This is a genomic window from Burkholderia sp. Ax-1719 (genome assembly GCF_011753055.1).
Taxonomy (GTDB): domain Bacteria; phylum Pseudomonadota; class Gammaproteobacteria; order Burkholderiales; family Burkholderiaceae; genus Paraburkholderia.
Genome location: NZ_VWWJ01000004.1, coordinates 383,648 through 400,138 on the forward strand (window position 1 = coordinate 383,648; position 16,491 = coordinate 400,138).

Annotated in this window: 15 protein-coding genes; 11 read left to right on the top strand and 4 right to left on the bottom strand. The window is 64.0% G+C overall.

The window, feature by feature from the left end:
- Positions 1 to 5: 5 nt before the first annotated feature.
- Entirely contained in the window at positions 6 to 755 is a 750-nt protein-coding gene (locus F3J17_RS11240; RefSeq protein WP_167057515.1) for an electron transfer flavoprotein subunit beta/FixA family protein, read from the bottom strand.
- 277 nt (positions 756 to 1,032) lie between these two features.
- Here F3J17_RS11240 and F3J17_RS11245 point away from each other — a divergent pair, with 277 nt between their 5' ends.
- The 4 genes from F3J17_RS11245 to F3J17_RS11260 all read left to right on the top strand — a co-directional run bounded on the left by F3J17_RS11245 (position 1,033) and on the right by F3J17_RS11260 (position 4,399).
- Positions 1,033 to 2,304 carry an acetyl-CoA hydrolase/transferase family protein gene (locus F3J17_RS11245; RefSeq protein ID WP_167057518.1) on the top strand — a complete coding sequence of 424 codons (1,272 nt, stop codon included), beginning with the start codon at positions 1,033 to 1,035 and terminating at the stop codon, positions 2,302 to 2,304.
- Between the two features lie 15 nt (positions 2,305 to 2,319).
- On the top strand, positions 2,320 to 2,733 hold the full coding sequence (locus F3J17_RS11250) for a nuclear transport factor 2 family protein (RefSeq protein ID WP_167057521.1): 414 nt from the start codon (positions 2,320 to 2,322) through the stop codon (positions 2,731 to 2,733).
- Positions 2,734 to 2,932: 199 nt separating this feature from the next.
- The gene (locus F3J17_RS11255) at positions 2,933 to 3,532 is read left to right on the top strand and encodes a TetR/AcrR family transcriptional regulator (protein WP_205194749.1); all 600 of its coding nucleotides are present in this window, start codon (positions 2,933 to 2,935) and stop codon (positions 3,530 to 3,532) included.
- 180 nt (positions 3,533 to 3,712) lie between these two features.
- Positions 3,713 to 4,399 carry a nitroreductase family protein gene (locus tag F3J17_RS11260; protein WP_167057527.1) on the top strand — a complete coding sequence of 229 codons (687 nt, stop codon included), beginning with the start codon at positions 3,713 to 3,715 and terminating at the stop codon, positions 4,397 to 4,399.
- A gap of 21 nt (positions 4,400 to 4,420) precedes the next feature.
- Here F3J17_RS11260 and F3J17_RS11265 read toward each other — a convergent pair whose 3' ends face one another.
- The 3 genes from F3J17_RS11265 to F3J17_RS11275 all read right to left on the bottom strand — a co-directional run bounded on the left by F3J17_RS11265 (position 4,421) and on the right by F3J17_RS11275 (position 7,388).
- Positions 4,421 to 5,218 (bottom strand): IclR family transcriptional regulator, encoded by a 798-nt coding sequence (locus F3J17_RS11265; RefSeq protein WP_167057530.1) that lies wholly within the window; start codon positions 5,216 to 5,218, stop codon positions 4,421 to 4,423.
- Complete coding sequence (locus tag F3J17_RS11270) at positions 5,218 to 6,066, bottom strand: IclR family transcriptional regulator (protein WP_167057533.1); 849 nt, start codon at positions 6,064 to 6,066, stop codon at positions 5,218 to 5,220. The genes F3J17_RS11265 and F3J17_RS11270 overlap by 1 nt, the downstream gene beginning before the upstream one ends.
- Before the next feature lie 170 nt (positions 6,067 to 6,236).
- Positions 6,237 to 7,388 carry an acyl-CoA dehydrogenase family protein gene (locus F3J17_RS11275; protein WP_167057536.1) on the bottom strand — a complete coding sequence of 384 codons (1,152 nt, stop codon included), beginning with the start codon at positions 7,386 to 7,388 and terminating at the stop codon, positions 6,237 to 6,239.
- A 283-nt stretch (positions 7,389 to 7,671) separates the two neighbouring features.
- On the opposite strand from F3J17_RS11275, the gene F3J17_RS11280 reads away from it, so the two are divergent.
- The 7 genes from F3J17_RS11280 (at position 7,672) to F3J17_RS11310 (ending at position 16,470) form a co-directional block, all read left to right on the top strand.
- Positions 7,672 to 8,547, top strand: coding sequence for a MaoC family dehydratase (locus F3J17_RS11280; RefSeq protein WP_167057539.1), 876 nt, complete (start codon positions 7,672 to 7,674; stop codon positions 8,545 to 8,547).
- 34 nt (positions 8,548 to 8,581) lie between these two features.
- Positions 8,582 to 9,331, top strand: a complete 750-nt coding sequence (gene fabG / locus F3J17_RS11285; protein WP_167057542.1) for a 3-oxoacyl-ACP reductase FabG — start codon at positions 8,582 to 8,584, stop codon at positions 9,329 to 9,331.
- 66 nt (positions 9,332 to 9,397) lie between these two features.
- Positions 9,398 to 10,603, top strand: coding sequence for an acetyl-CoA C-acetyltransferase (locus F3J17_RS11290; protein WP_167057545.1), 1,206 nt, complete (start codon positions 9,398 to 9,400; stop codon positions 10,601 to 10,603).
- A 38-nt stretch (positions 10,604 to 10,641) separates the two neighbouring features.
- Positions 10,642 to 12,636: an AMP-binding protein gene (locus F3J17_RS11295; RefSeq protein WP_167057548.1), complete on the top strand. Its 1,995-nt coding sequence runs from the start codon at positions 10,642 to 10,644 to the stop codon at positions 12,634 to 12,636.
- A 13-nt stretch (positions 12,637 to 12,649) separates the two neighbouring features.
- Complete coding sequence (locus tag F3J17_RS11300; protein ID WP_167057551.1) at positions 12,650 to 13,513, top strand: IclR family transcriptional regulator; 864 nt, start codon at positions 12,650 to 12,652, stop codon at positions 13,511 to 13,513.
- 50 nt (positions 13,514 to 13,563) lie between these two features.
- Complete coding sequence (locus tag F3J17_RS11305; RefSeq protein WP_167057554.1) at positions 13,564 to 14,745, top strand: CoA transferase; 1,182 nt, start codon at positions 13,564 to 13,566, stop codon at positions 14,743 to 14,745.
- Positions 14,746 to 14,775: 30 nt separating this feature from the next.
- Positions 14,776 to 16,470 (top strand): electron transfer flavoprotein-ubiquinone oxidoreductase, encoded by a 1,695-nt coding sequence (locus F3J17_RS11310; RefSeq protein ID WP_167057557.1) that lies wholly within the window; start codon positions 14,776 to 14,778, stop codon positions 16,468 to 16,470.
- The last annotated feature ends 21 nt before the right edge of the window (positions 16,471 to 16,491 follow it).

Below are 16,491 nucleotides of genomic sequence, written 5' to 3' on the forward strand. Positions count from 1 at the left end.
CTCCTTTACAGCACCTTGGCTTCGGTCTTCAACTTCTCGACCAGCGTTTTCACGTCCGCGACTTTCACGCCTGCCGAGCGCTTCGGCGGTTCGGCAACCTTCAGCGTTTTCAACCGCGGAGTGACATCCACGCCCAGATCCGAAGGTTTGATCGTTTCCAGTGGCTTCTTTTTCGCCTTCATGATGTTCGGCAGCGTGACGTAGCGCGGCTCGTTCAAACGCAGATCCGTCGTCACCACGGCGGGCAGCGTCAGCGAGAGCGTTTCCGCACCGCCATCGACTTCGCGCGCAACCGTAGCCTTGCCGTCTGCAACCGTAATCTTCGAGGCGAAAGTCGCTTGCGGCAGGTTGGCCAGCGCGGCGAGCATCTGGCCGGTCTGGTTCGAATCGTCGTCGATGGCCTGTTTTCCCAGAATGATCAGCGAAGGCTGTTCCTTGTCGACCAGCGCCTTGAGCGCTTTGGCAACCGCTAGAGGCTCCACTTCGGCGATCGATTCGACGAGAATCGCGCGATCGGCGCCAATGGCGAGCGCGGTGCGCAGCGTCTCTTGAGACTGCGTGCTTCCCACCGAAATAGCGACCACTTCGCTTGCCACGCCCGCTTCCTTCAATCGCACGGCTTCTTCAACGGCGATTTCATCGAATGGATTCATCGAGAATTTCACGTTCGCGATATCTACGCCCGTACCATCCGATTTCACGCTCACCTTCACATTCGCGTCGACGACGCGCTTGACCGCGACGAATACTTTCACCTTACGTCTCCTTTTTCAATTAGCCGCGTTGACTGTATGACAGCGCATCAGCGCGGGGAAGGCCGCAGAGGGCGACGTTCCGTACTGTGGAGAGCGATACGCCGTAGGCGATGGCGCGCAATAGAGCACGCTGCAATCGAAGTACGGAACGACAGCAAATGGCGCGTTGACGCTCACATACGCCGATGATGCAATGTTCACCGAAACGAATTGGTTAGATAAAACGGATTCCTGTGTAATTTCCGGTTCAATTTTTTGAAATCTCATTCCATCGCGCATGAACCACGTTGATTTCCCGTCCGCGCAAGCCGTCGATTCGATCGATCTCGCCCGCCTGATTCGTCCGGGCGATACCGTGATGTGGGGGCAATCGCATGCGGAGCCCGTGACGCTGATGCGCGCGCTGGTTGCGCAGCGCGAGAAACTGAAGCGCATCCGCATTTTTCTCGGCATTGGTCTCGCGGATGTTCTCGCGCCGGAACATGCGGACGCATTCGACTTTCTCGCCTACTGCGGCAGCGGCGCGAACCGCAAGCTAGCCCGCGCCGGCGTGCTCGATATCCTGCCCGCCCACTATTCGCAACTGCCATCGCTGATCAGTAGTGGTGCGTTGCGCGTCGACGTGGTTATGTTGCAGGTTTCGCCGCCCGACGAACAGGGGCGCTACAGTCTTGGGCTGGCGCGTGAGTATCTGGTGGACGCCGTCAAGCACGCGCGCGTGATCATCGCGGAAGTGCATCCCGACGTGCCGTGGACCTATGGCGGCCCGACGCTGCAGGCAGCGGATATCGACCTGCTCGTCGTGTCCGATACGACGTTCGCCGACTCGCCCGCCTCGCAGCCTGGCGAGATCGAACGGGCGATAGGGCGCCACGTCGCCGGATTCGTGGAAGACGGCGCGACCTTGCAAACGGGGATCGGCGCGATTCCGGATGAGGTGCTGGCGCAACTGCACGACCGTCGCGATCTTGGCGTGCATACCGGCAGCATTGGCGACGGGTTCGCCGCTTTGTGCGAAGCTGGCGTAGTCACGAACGCGAGGAAGAGCATCGACGCGGGGATTACCGTGGGCGGCGTCATCATTGGCTCGACGCGCATACGTCGATTTGCCCACCGCAATGCCGCGCTCGAACTGCGCGGCACGAATTACACCCACAACCCCGCGGTGCTCAACCGGATCGAGCGCTTCGTGGCGATCAATTCCGCGGTGGAGGTCGACTTGACCGGACAGGTGAACGCCGAAGTGGCGGCGGGCAACTACGTCGGCGCGGTCGGCGGCGTAGGCGACTTCCTGCGCGCGGCGCAGCGCAGTGCGGGCGGTGTGCCCATCGTCGCGTTGCCGTCCACGGCGGGTGCGCACAGTCGCATCGTCGTGCGCGTGAGCGGCCCGGTCACGGTGCCGCGCAGCGATGCCTGCGTGATCGTGACGGAATCTGGCGCAGCGGATTTGCGGGGCCTGTCGCTCGCTCAACGTATTCCGCGCATGATCGCCATTGCTCATCCCGAGCATCGCGAGCGGCTTGAGCGTGAGGCGGCGAAGTCTGACTGACAAGGAAAAAATCCCATGATCCCGACCACTGGTGACGCCGCCACGGCGCTGGCCGCCATTCAGGCCAACTGGAATGAAGCTGCCGCGCGCTGGGACGCCGGCGAATTGACGGGCGTGTATGCCCGGGACGCACTGTTCTTCGGCGGCCGGCCAGGACACTCGGTGGGCGCGAGCGAGATTCACGAATATTTTGCGTCGTATGAAGGCGTGATCGCATCGGCCACGCTCAAGCTGGTCGAGCAGCAGTTCATCTGGCTTGCTCAGGACAGCTTCCTCGCCCAGGGTTATGGCGAATTTTCGTTCACGCTGGGCGACGGGGCGTTATCGCATTCGCGCCTGCGCACGACCCTGATCGTGGCGCTCCAGCATGGAGAATGGAAAATCCGTCAACATCACTTTTCGACCACGCCTGAAGCGCCGCCGATCTAACGGCTGCGCGCATGTTCCGTACCGTGATAGCGCGTCTGTTCCGGGCCAAAAAAATACGGTAACCTTGCAGTCAGGTTTCCGATGTGCAGCGCGACGTGAAGCGCGCATCCGGGCGTCGGCGAAGAACAGGACAGCGCAAAGCTGATAAAGAGACGTGCGAAAGCGAAATGTAAATCCCAGTGCAGATACCCGAGAAACGCTGTTGCGGCTTGCCGCGCGGCTGTTTGCGACACAGGGATATACGGCCACGACGATGCGCGTCATCGCGGAACAGGCGGGTATCGAGGCCGCGAGCATCTACTATCATTTTTCGTCGAAAGAAGAACTGGTCGACGTGGTGATGGAACATGGCGCGGACAGCATCGTCCAGCACATCAATGACCATTTCACCGCCTTGCCTGCCGAAGCGAATGCGTTGGATCGCTTCAAGGCGGCGCTGGTCGGCCAGATGAGCGCCTTGCTCAAGTTCGGCGACTACGCGCTGGCGCACAATCGCCTGCTGACCCAGTTGCCGGACACCGTGCGCGAGCGTCAGATCAAACGGCGCGAGCGGCACCAGCGCCTGTGGACCAAGGTTTTCGACGATCTGCGTAGCGAAGGCTTTTTGCGCGAGGATATCGATATTGCGCTGAGCCGTGTCTTCGTGCTGGGTTTTATCAATTCGGTGCAGACGTGGTTCGACCCGAAGAAAGGATCGCTGGAAAAGATCGCCGATCAATTCATGACGATGTACTTCGAAGGCGCCGCGCCCGCAACCAGGCCGCGGCGCACCCGCAAGAAGGAACTGGCCGCGTCCTGAGCGCCAGCCTGGATCCGGGCCTGTGCCCGCCGCTCGCGTAAACCCCGAATGACTTTGTTTCGTTGGTCATCGAAACTAACTATCGTTTGTTAGGTAAAATCTGACGGGTATTAAGTCGGCGCACGAGGTACAACTATCCGAATGTATCGTGCACTTCTAATCGATAAGGATTCCTTTTAAATGAACCTCGATACTCCCGATCTCGCGGCATTCGACCGCTTGACGAATGGCCGATCGACCTGCCGCGCGTATCAGAACACCGCACTCGATGCAGAGCTGATCCGCAGCATCGTCGCCATGGCGGGTCGCTCGGCCTCCTGGTGCAACGTGCAGCCGTGGCAACTGGTCATCACGGAAACCCTCGACAGCACGGAGCGGTTTCGCGAGGCGCTGATGACGCGTGTGCGCAGCCACCCGGAAAACGAATCGGATCTGCCGTTTCCTCCGCGCTATGAAGGCGTGTACGGGGAGCGTCGGCGTGGTGCCGGGATCGCGCTGTATTCGGCACTGGGCATTGGACGCAAGGACACAGAGAGCACAGCTGAGCAGGCGTTCCGCAACTTCCGCATGTTCGACGCGCCGCACGTGGCGATCGTCACGGTGCCGGCGGAGTTGGGACCGTATGCGCTCGTCGATGCGGGCGGTTTTGTTTCCTCGTTCCTGCTGGCTGCCTTTGCGCATGGCGTCGCGACCACGCCGCAGGGCGCACTGGCGCGTCACGCGCATTTCGTGCGCGAGTATTTCGACATTCCGGATACGCAGCACATGATTTGCGGCATCGCATTCGGCTACGCGGAGGTGGAGCACCCCGTCAACCAGTTCCGTACCACGCGTGCGGGCGTGGACGATCTGGCGCGATTCGCGTGAAGCTGCGCGAATCGCAGAGGATTACAGGCCGCTCGTACAATCCGCCAGATACGCTTGCAGTTGTGCGGCGGTTTGCTTGAGCGCGGGCGCGATGCGATCGCGTTCGGCCTCCAGATCGAAATCGACATCCGCCTTGCCGCAACTCATGCTCATCAGTTTGCCTTCGCGGCCCAGGCGTACCGGCAGCGAGACGCCAAACGTGCTGCGCTGGAAGCCGCCCAGCACTGCGCAGGTGCCAGTTGCTTGCAGCTCACTGAACGAGGCGCGAATGGCCTGTTCCAGCGCGGCGCCCTGCGGCCCGGCGCGGCGCTTGAATTCATCGATCAGCAATTGCCGCTCGTCTTCAGGCAGCCCCCAGAGATACGCGCGGCCAATCGACGTGGTGCTCATCGGCAGCACGGAACCGATGCCCAGACGCAGCGTTGCGACCTTGCGGCTCACGCGATAATCGACGTAAAGCATGTCGATGCCATCCTGAGCCGCGAGGGCCACCGAAACGTCCAGCCGATCCGCCAGATCCTGCAGAAGGGGCTGCGCGGATTGCAGCAGGTCGTTGGTGGCAAGATAGGCATGGCCGATGCCGAGCGCGCCGACCGACAATTCGAACTCGCGCTTGCCGGGCACGAGGCGCAGAAAGCCGACCTGGATCAGCGTGGATGTCAGGCGCGAAACCGTGGCTTTGGATAAGCCTGTGCGCCGCACGAGTTCTGCGTTGGTCAGCGGGGCGCGATTGGAGCGGAACGCGCGCAGTACTTCGAGCCCGCGTTCGACTGTCATTAGCGTAGAAGTATCGGATTCCTGATGAATGGCAGTGTTCATCACAAGGTCCTCGCATGCTGGATGTCCTGCGCCATGCGCACCAGCGCCGGGCCCAGTTCGCGCTCGCTGCGGGCACGTCCCACCAGCATCGACGGCCCCATGCAGCTGACGGCCAGGGGCGCTTCACCAGGCAAGCGCACCGGCGCGGCCACCATGGTCATGGGCTGGCCCGATTGCCCGAGCGCCACGCAAAAGCCGCCTTCGCGCACTTGCCCGATGGCCTCGCTGGGGCGGCGGCCCAGATGCCCCCACTTCTGGCTCCAGTCGCAGGCGGGCAGTTGTTCCGCGCTTCTGAGCAGATAGTCTCGCTCGATATCGGGCAGGCTGGCGAGCAGCGCCCAGCCTGCCGCCGACGAAGCCAGCCCCAGCCGCGTGCCGATCCCTGGTTGCAACGAAGCCGGGATAGCGCTGGTGCAGCAGCTATCGATCACGACCACGTCCAGCCGATTGCGGGCGCAAAGATGTACATGCACGTGGTGCTGCTCGGCGAAGCGGCGCATGCGTTGATGCGCGGCCTCGTGAATTTCAATCTCGGCGGCGGCGCGGTAACCTAGCGCCAAAGCAGATGGCCCGAGACGAAAACGCCGCCTGGTGCCGTCATAGTGCAGATAGCCCAGCGCGACCAGCGTACGGGTCAGGCGCGTGACCGTGGAAGGGGGAATGCCCGCGCGTTCGGAGAGTTCGCCGTTGGACAGCCAGCGATCGTTGGGCGTGAAGGCGCACAGCAAGGCGAGGGCGCGGGCGAAGGGCATGACGATGGGACCTGGCTTCGCACCGCGTGTCGCGCGATCGAGGCGCGGGGCCGTCAACAGCGCGGCATCGACGTGGGTGGAATCGGAACAATACATGGCGTGTCTCTATGCAACACTGCGTGAAACCCGACGAATTACGATCACCAAACTAACGATCATTAGAATAAATGCCCAGACCAATGTCGATTGGGGTTAACGCAATCGTGCCTGGATGCCGGCGGCAATGTGCTGGAACCCGCCTGCCGCCGGCTTTGTGCGTATGCGCGTTATTGCGCCTCGCGAATCATGTTGCGGGCAATCACGATCTGCTGGATCTGCGTCGTGCCCTCGTAGATGCGGAACAGGCGCACATCGCGGTAAAAGCGTTCGATGCCGTATTCGGACATATAACCCGCGCCGCCGAAGATCTGCACCGCGCGGTCGGCCACGCGGCCGCACATTTCCGATGCGAACAGCTTGGCGCAGGACGCTTCGGTGCTTACGGGCAGCTTGGCGTCGCGGCGGCGCGCGGCGTCCAGCACCATGCTGCGGGCTGCGTAGATTTCGGCCTTGCTGTCGGCCAGCATGGCCTGAACGAGCTGGAAATCGGCGATAGGCGCGCCGAACTGCTTGCGCTCCATCGCATACGACAGCGCCATGGCCAGCATGCGTTCGGCCACCGCCACGCAGACCGCGGCGATATGGATGCGGCCCTTGTCCAGCACCTTCATCGCGGTCTTGAAGCCCTGGCCTTCCTTGCCGCCGATCAGATTCGCTGCGGGCACGCGCACATTGTCGAAGATCACATCGCAGGTATGCGCGCCTTTCTGGCCCATCTTCCGGTCGAGCTTGCCAAAGCTGATGCCGGGCGTTTTCGCATCGACGATAAAGGCCGAAATGCCGCCCGAACCCTTGTCGTCGGGATTGGTGCGCGCCATCAGCGTGAAGATGCCGGCATGCGGCGCATTGGTGATGAAGCGCTTGGTGCCGTTCACCACATAGTGGTCGCCGTCCTTGATGGCGGTGGTGCGCAGCGACGCCGCATCGGAGCCCGATTCGGGTTCGGTCAGCGCGAACGAGGCGATCAGTTCGCCCGTGGCGAGGCGCGGCAGATACTTTTCCTGCTGCTCGGGCGTGCCGTCGAACAGAATGCCCTGTGAGCCTATGCCCACCGTCGTGCCCAGCAGCGAGCGGAACACGGGCGACGCGCGGCATAGTTCGAACACGGCCAGCACTTCTTCTTCCATGGTCAGTTCGAGGCCGCCGAAGCGCTCGGGAATCGTCAGGCCGAACAGGCCCATGTTTTTCATATCGGTGACGATGTCCTCGGGGATGTCGTCGGTTTCGGCGACGCGCTCCTCGTTGGGAATCAGCCGCTCGCGCACGAAGCGGGCGATGGTGTCGAGCAATCCGTTGAGCGTTTCCTGGTCGCGAATCATGTCGGCGTGTCATTCATTGGGTGAGGATGGCCCATGCTGCGTCAGCCACCCGCGCGAGGCAACGGGTTTGCGCAGGCTGTTCCGGAAAATGGAATTTCTCTGAATCACGCGGCATGCGGGTTGACTCGCGTCCCATGGCGCTGGCGGATCGCCGCAGCGAAACCCGCGCCAGGAATCAACCGGCAGCCGATGCCAAGGTACGGAACAGACCGTGCAAAGCCGTTGACCGGGAATGGCGCCGGTTTCATCGTGTGGTCTGGTTATCACAGCCGTCATGCACGCCATGTCACTCAATCCCGCTCAACTGCTGGCACGCCGCTTTCCTGTTATCGAACACGCGTTTTCCCAGCGCGAAACCCAGCTTTATGCACTTGGACTCGGTTTGGGCGCGGACCCGCTCGACGCGGGGCAATTGCGCTATGTCTACGAAGGAAAAGACGGCCAGTCGCTGCGCGCCATGCCGACCATGGCGAACGTGCTGGCCTATCCCGGCTTCTGGGCCCGCGAGCCGGACACCGGCATCACCTGGCAAAAGCTCCTGCACGCCGAGCAGGAAATCCGCATTCATGCACCGCTGCCCGCCAGCGGGCGAGTGAAGGGCGCAACCCGTATCACCGGCCTGTGGGACAAAGGCGCGGGCAAGGGCGCGTTCCTGCAGCAAACACGCGACATCACGGATGCTGCAACAGGCGAGTTGCTGGCAAGCGTCGTGCAATTGAGCCTGCTGCGCGGCGACGGCGGTTTCGGCGAAGGCGGCACGGACGGCGCGCCGCCCGCAGCGCACGCCATGCCCGAAGGCGAACCGGACCACCTATGGGATCTGGCCACGCCTGCGCAACTCGCCTTGATCTACCGGCTAAGCGGCGACCTCAATCCTTTGCACGCGGATCCGGCTGTTGCCACCGCTGCGGGCTTCGAGCGGCCGATCCTGCACGGCATGGCGCTCATGGGCGTGGCCGCGCATGCTGTGCTGCGCACGGTGCTGAATTACGACGATGCGCGCTTCGCGGGCATGCGCGTGCGCTTTACCGCGCCCGCCTGGCCGGGCGACACCTTGCGCTGCGAGATGTGGCTGCGCGGCAGCACAGTGTCGCTGCGCGTGACGGCGGTGGAGCGCGGCGTGGTCGTCCTGAACAATGCACGGGTCGATCTGGCCTGACAATCAAATACCAGGAAATACTAAGGAGTCAAAAATGGATCTGGGTCTGACCGGCAAGGTTGCTATCGTGACAGGTTCGGCGCGCGGACTGGGCGCGGCGACTGCGCGCCGTCTCGCACAGGAGGGCGCAAAGGTCGTCATCACCGATATCAATGCGGAACTCGCGAATGCGACCGCCAAAGCGCTGCAAGAAGAAGGCCTTGCCGCGCACTGCATCGTGGGCGACATCACCAAAGCCGCGGACGTCCAGCGCCTCGTCGATGAAACCGTCGCGCACTTTGGCGGCGTGCATATCCTCGTCAACAACGCGGGCGCGCCGCGCGACAAGTACCTCGTCAAGATGAGCGAGGACGACTGGGATTTCGTCATGAACGTGATGCTCAAGGGCGCATTTCTGGCTGCCAAAGCCGTCATGCCGCATTTCATCGATCAGGGCTGGGGCCGCCTCATCAACATCAGCTCGCGCGCGCATCTGGGCAATCCCACGCAAGCCAATTATTCGGCGGCGAAGGCGGGTTTGATCGGCATGGCAAAGGCGCTGTCGCTGGAGGAAGGCCGCTACGGCATCACCGCGAACTGCGTAGCGCCCGGCTTCATGGAAACGGAAATGGTCCAGGCGCTGCCGACCTACGAAACCATCAAGGAGCGCGCCGTGGCGGCGCAGCCGATCAAGCGCGTGGGCCGTCCCGACGATATCGCCGATGCCGTCGCCTTCCTCGCCAGCGAGCGCGCGGGCTTTATCAGCGGCGAAGTGCTGCATGTGACGGGTGGGCGCTACGGCTGATCGCGCATTGGCCGCAAGAGCGGCAACATCGACGAAAGTATTCGAGCTATTCAGGAGGCAATGAAAATGAAACGAGCAGCCATCGTCTCGCCGCTGCGCACGCCGGTGGGCGCATTCGGCGGAGCATTGAAGGGCGTTCCCGTCGAAGCGCTGGGCGCAACCGTGGCGCGCGCGATCGTGGAGCGCACGGGCATCGACGCGGCGCGCATCGACGACGTGGTGTTCGCCCAGAGCTATGCGAGCGGCGAAACACCGTGCACGGGCCGCTGGGTCGCGCTGCAGGCGGGCTTTCCGATCGAGGTGGCAGGCATGCAGCTCGACCGCCGTTGCGGCGGCGGCGTGCAGGCGCTCGCCACCGCGGCGATGATGGTGCAGACCGGCGCGGCCGATGTGGTGATGGCCGGCGGCGTGGAAAGCATGAGCAACGTCGAGTACTACACGACCGATATGCGCTGGGGCAAGCGCGCGGGATCGGTGAAGTTTCATGACCGTCTGGACCGGGGCCGCGAGCGTTCGCAGCCCGAGGAGCGCTTTGGCCGTATCAGCGGCATGATCGAAACCGCCGAGACGCTGGCGCGCGAATATGGCATCTCGCGCGAGGCGTCCGACCGTTTCGCGGTACGCAGCCATCAACGCGCCGCAGCGGCGCAGGCGGCGGGCAAGCTGGATGCCGAGATCGTTGGCGTGTCGGTGCCGCAGCGCAAGGGCGACGCGATTCTGGTGAGCAAGGACGAAGGCGTGCGCGGCGAAACCACGGTCGAGAGCCTGGCGAAGCTCAAGCCGGTGATGAAGGAAGGCGTGGTGACGGCGGGCAACGCCTGCCAGCAGAACGACGCGGCCGCCGCCTGCCTGATCGTGGCGGAAGACAAGCTCGAAGAACTGGGCCTCACGCCGATGGGCTGGCTGGTCGGTTGGGCCGCGGCGGGCTGCGATCCGGCGCGCATGGGCATCGGCCCGGTGCCTGCGGTGCAGAAAGTGCTGGCGCGCACGGGTTTGACGTTCGACCAGATGGACCTGATCGAACTGAACGAGGCCTTCGCCTGCCAGGCGCTGGCGTGCGTGTCGGGTTGGGGGAGTTCGATGGAGGCGCTGGAAGATCGCCTGAACGTCAACGGCTCGGGCATTTCGCTGGGCCATCCGGTCGGCGCCACGGGCGTGCGCATCATGACCACGCTGCTGCACGAAATGCAGCGCCGCAAGGCTCGCTACGGGCTGGAGACGATGTGCATCGGCGGCGGTCAGGGCATCGCCATGATCGTCGAGCGCGCCTGATGAGCAAAAACCAGATCGATCAAGAGCAGAGACAGATCATGAATCACCCCGAATCGAGCCATACCGAATCGAGCCATACCGAATCGAGCCATACCTGGCAGCCGGGCGAGCGCGAATTGCAGAACGCCGGCATCGTGAAGCTGATGCAGGCGCTGGACACGCCTACATACGAAGCGCTGCTGCGCGTGTCGATCGACGACCCCGAACGCTACTGGAACACCGTGATGCGCGAATGCGCCATCGCCTGGGACGAAGCGCCCCAAGGTTACGTGGATCTGTCGCGCGGCCCGCAGTTTCCCAGCTGGTTTCCCGGCGGCAAGCTCAACTGGGTGAACACGATCTACGCCTGGGCGCATCACCCGGCGACGGCGCAGCAGAACGCCGTGGTGGCCGAGCGCGAGGACGGCAGCGTCAGCGCGCTGACCTATGCCGAGCTGGAAACGCGCGTGCGCGACTTCGCGGCGGGTCTTGCCCAGCGTGGCCTCAAGCAGGGCGACCGGATCGGCCTGTTGATGGAAAACGGCATCGAGGCGACCATTTCGCTGCTGGCCATCGTGCATCTGGGCGCGCTGGTCGTGCCGCTGTTCAGCGGCTTTGGCGTCGATGCGATCGTGGCGCGGCTCTCTGCCGCCGAGGCGCGCATGGTGATCGCGTCGACAGGCTTTTCGCGCCGCACCAAACGCGTCAATGTCGAAGGCGCACTGCGCGACGCCTGGCGACAACTGCCGCTCGTCGAACACGTGATCTGGAAGCGCGCCGAAGGCGAAACCGCCCAGGACGCGCGCGATCTGGACTGGCAGGACATCGCTGCCGCTGCGCGCGGTCAAGGCACGCCTGCGGTTTCGGTAACGCCCGATACGCCGTTCATGGTGATCTACACCTCGGGCACCACGGGCAAGCCCAAGGGCGTGGTGCATACGCACGGCAGCTTCCCGATCAAGATCGCGCACGATTCACTGATCCATTTCGACGTGCATCCCGGCGACGTCTTTTGCTGGCCCGCCGACATGGGCTGGATCGCGGGCACGCTGGTGCTGGGCTGCGCGCTGCTGCGCGGCGCAACGCTGGTGTGCTACGACGGCGCGCCCGACTATCCCGACTGGTCGCGCATGTCGCGTATCGTCGAGCGCCACAAGGTCACGCATTTCGGCTCCGCGCCCACGCTCATTCGCGGCATGGCGAGCCACGAGGCCGTGGCGCTTCAGGGCGACCGTTCGACGGTGCGCCTGCTCATCACGGCGGGCGAAGGCATCGCGCCGGAGCACTTCAACTGGTTCCTGGAGCGCTTCGGCGACGGCAGCGCGCCCGTCATCAACTACACGGGCGGCACCGAAGCCTCGGGCGCGCTGCTGGCGAGCGTGCCGATCCGCCCGATCCCGCCCAGCGGCTTCAATACCGTCTCGCCTGGAGTGGCGGCGGACGTGGTCGATCCCGCAGGCAACAGCGTGAGCGGCGAAGTGGGCGAACTGGCGATCCGCGCGCCGTTCGTCGGCATGACGCATTCGTTCTGGCGCGACGACGAACGCTATCTGGAAACCTACTGGCAGACCATTCCCGGCATCTGGGTGCATGGCGACCTGGCGCTGCGCACGCCCGAGGGCAACTACTTCATGATGGGCCGCTCCGACGACACGCTTAAGGTCGCGGGCAAGCGTCTGGGTCCCGCCGAAGTCGAGGAAGTGGTGCTGGAACTGGCCGATGTCGCCGAAGCCGCCGCCATCGGCGTGGCCGACGCGGAGAAGGGGCAGAAGCTGGTGGTCTTCGTGGTGCCAAAGCCCGGTGCGGCAAGCGCACACGCGGATCTCGAAGCCGCTGTGTCCGGTCACGTCGATAAACGTCTGGGCCGCCCGTTCCGGCCCGGCCGCGTGCACGTGGTCGAGCAGTTGCCGAAGACGCGCAGCTCCAAGATCATGCGCCGCGTGATCCGCAGCGTGTATTGCGGACTGCCACCGGGCGATCTGTCATCGCTCGACAACCCGGCTGCGCTCGATGAAGTGCGCGCGGTGGCGGCAAACGCTGCGCCTTCGGCCTGATGCATCCCACGCCATGAACGCCAGCCGGGCGCTTGCCCAGACTGCTCAGCCGCAGACCGCGCAGCCCGATGCACCAGCGCCACGGCCAACCGTTGCGTTGCGTGCCGGGCCAGGGGCGAAAGTCGTCGCGCCGCTGGTGCGCGCGCTGTCGATGATCGCCGCGTTCACGCCCCAGGAGCGCTGGCTGGGCAACGGCCAGCTCGCACAGCGCACGGGTTTGCCGCCTTCGACGGTGTCGCGGATCGCGCACTCGCTGGTCTGCCTCGGCTATCTGCTGTACGACGGCTCGCGCCGCAAGTACCGGCTTTCGCCAGCCGTGCTGGGTCTGGGCTACGCGGCGATCGCCCACTCGGCGATCCAGGGCCTGGCCGGCGAGCGCATGGCGGCCTTCGCGCGCGAGCACCGGCTGCACGTTTGCCTGGCGATGCGCGACCGGCTCGATCTCGTCGTGCTCGAATGCCGGCGCAGTCTCGAATCGCCCGTCATGCTGCCGCTGCATGTGGGCATGCGGGTGGGCATCGCGCTGTCGCCGATGGGCTGGTCGCTACTCGCGGCGCTGCCCGAACTTGAGCGCAGCTATCTGCTCGACAACGTCGAGCGGCGCATTCCGCGCGACTGGACCCGGCTGCGCCGACGCGTGCTGGAGGGCATGGCGCAGGTTGGCGAGAAGGGGTATTGCACGGCCATCGGCGAATGGGAGCCGGAGCTGGGCGTGCTGGCCGCCTCGGTGCCGCTCGAAGGCAACGCGCCCTTCGTGCTGACCTGCATCGGCGCGAGTCACCTCATGACGCGTGCGCGCGTGGAGCGCGAACTGGGGCCGCGCCTGCTGGCGATGGCTCATGAACTGCAAGCGGAATTCAACGTGATCGGGCAGTGACCGCGAGGCAATGATTGCGCGGTCGGATCGACACTTATGCGAGACAAACAATGAAAGTGCTTGATGGCATCAAGGTCCTCGATTTTGGTCGCTTTATCGCCGGGCCGTTCTGCTCGGCGCTGCTGGCGGACTATGGCGCCGAGGTGATCCGCATCGACCGCGTGGGCGGCGGCGAGGACCGCTTTATCGTGCCGGTCACGGAACAGGGCGAGGGCGCGCTATTCCTGCAGGTCAATCGCAACAAGCGCTCGATGACGCTGGACCTCGATAGCCCGGAAGGGCGCGACATCGTGCGACGCCTGCTGGCCGACGCCGACGTGGTGATCGCCAACATGCCGCCGCGCACGCTCAAAAGTCTGGGGCTGGATTACGAGAGCCTGTGCGCCATCAAGCCGGACATCATCCTCGTGGCTGCGAACGCGTTCGGCAACAGCGAGGCGGTGCGCGACCGGCTGGGTTTCGATGGCGTGGGCCAGGCGCTCAGCGGTGCGGTGCATATCGCGGGCACGCCGCAGCAGCCGCAAAAGGCGATGGTGCCGGTGGTGGATTTCGCCACGGCGTTTTCCTGCGCGCTCGGCACGATGCTCGCGCTCTACGAACGGCAGCGCAGCGGCAAGGGCCAGGAGGTGAGCGCGTCGCTGCTGTGCACCGGGCTCAATATGGCGAGCGGCGCGCTGATCGAGGAAGCGCTACTGGGCCTCGACCGCGCGGCCACGCTCAACCGCGCCTCCAGCTATGCGCCATCGGATATTTTCAAGGCGAAGGACGGCTGGTTCATCACCCAGGTGATCGGCGCGCCCATGTTCAAACGCTGGACGAGGCTGATGGAGCGGCCCGAACTGCTCGACGATCCGCGTTTCGCCGACGACAAACTGCGCGGCGAACACGGCGAGTATCTGAGCGAGGTGATGTCGGCGTGGTGCCGGGACCTGTCGCTCGCCGAAGCGCTCGCGCAACTGGAAAAGGCGCGCATTCCCGCCGCGCCGGTCAATTCGCCGCGCCAGGCGCTGGAAGACGAAACGATCAAGGCGGCCAACCTGATCCAGTGGATGGATTACCCCGGCGCGCCAAAGAAGGTGCCGATCTTCGCCACGCCGGTTTCGCTGTCGCGCACGCCGCCCGAGATTCATACGCGCCCGCCGCTGACCGGCGAACACACAGACGAAATCCTCGCCGGCATCGGCATCGATGCGCAGACCATTGCCGATCTGCGGCAGCGCAGCATTGTTTAACCGGGCAGCCCCACTTACGCAAAAGAACAGATGAACAGCAAAGACCTTCTGGCCCAGTACGGCCCGCGCGAAGCTATGGAGTACGACGTGGCGGTAGTGGGCGGCGGCCCCGGTGGGCTGGCCACGGCCATTCGCATCAAACAGCTGGCGGCGGAGCAAGGCAAGGACGTGTCGGTCGTCGCGCTCGAAAAGGGCTCCGAGCCCGGCGCGCATATTCTGTCCGGCGCCATCATGGATCCGCGCGCGCTGAATGAGCTTTTTCCGGACTGGAAAGCGCGCGGTGCGCCGCTGAATCAACCGGTCACCGAAGACGCCTATGTGTTTCTCGGCGAAAAAACATCGTGGCGCGTGCCGAACCTGATGCTGCCGCCGTTCGCGCACAACGAGGGCAACTACATCATCAGCCTGGGCGCGCTGACAAAATGGCTGGCGGAACAGGCGGAAGCGCTGGGCGTCGAGATTTTTCCGGGCTTTGCCGCGGCGGAAGTGCTCTATCACGACGATGGCTCCGTCAAAGGCGTGGCCACGGGCAATATGGGCATCGGCAAGGACGGCGAGCCGACCGATCACTTTCAGCTGGGCATGGAACTGCACGCCCGCTACACCATCTTCGCCGAGGGCGCGCGCGGGCATCTGGGCAAGGAGTTGATTGCACGCTACAAGCTCGACGAAGGGCGCGATCCGCAGAGCTTCGGAATCGGCATCAAGGAGTTGTGGGAAATCGATCCCGCGCGTCATCAGCCGGGTTTCGTGATGCACACCGCCGGCTGGCCGATGGACAGCAAAACCTATGGCGGGGCATTCCTTTATCACCTGGACGGCAACAGGATCGCCGTGGGTTTCGTCACGGGCCTCGGCTACAGCAATCCGTGGCTCAGTCCGTTCGAGGAATTTCAGCGCTGGAAGACGCATCCCACGATCCGCCGCTTCTTCGAGAACGACAAGGGCGAAGTGACCGCGCGGCGTCTCTCGTACGGCGCGCGCGCCATTAACGCCAGCGGCATGAGCGCGTTGCCCCGCTTCGTGTTTCCGGGCGGCGCGCTGGTAGGCTGCGACGCGGGCTTTCTCAACGTGAGCCGCATCAAGGGCAGCCACGCCGCGATCAAGACCGGCATGCTGGCGGCCGAGGCGGCGTATGCCGCCGTCACGGCAGGACGCGGGCATGACGAACTCACGGCCTACACGGAAGCCTTCGAGTCAAGCTGGCTGCATACCGAACTGAAAAAGGACCGCAACTTCAAGAACTGGTTCCGATACGGCCTGACAGTGGGTACCGTCATGAACGGTTTCGAGCAACTGGTGCTGCGTGGGCGTATGCCGTGGACGCTGCGCCGCCACAAGGCGGACCACGCCTACCTGAAACCCGCCAGCGAGTGCGAACGCATCGCCTATCCCAAGCCGGACGGCAAGCTGACTTTCGATCGTCTCTCCAGCGTATTCATCAGCAATACGAATCATGAGGAGAATCAGCCCGCGCATCTGACGCTCAAGAATGCCAGCGTGCCGACGAGTCTCAATCTGGCGAAGTATGGCGGCCCGGAAGCACGTTATTGCCCGGCTGGCGTGTACGAGTTCGTGGAAGACGAGGCGAACGGCGGCGAGCGGCTGCAGATCAACGCGCAGAACTGCGTGCACTGCAAGACCTGCGATATCAAGGACCCTTCGCAGAATATTGTCTGGGTGACGCCGGAAGGTGGGGGCGGTCCCAACTACTCGGGCATGTGATGCGCCTAGGAAAAATTGGCT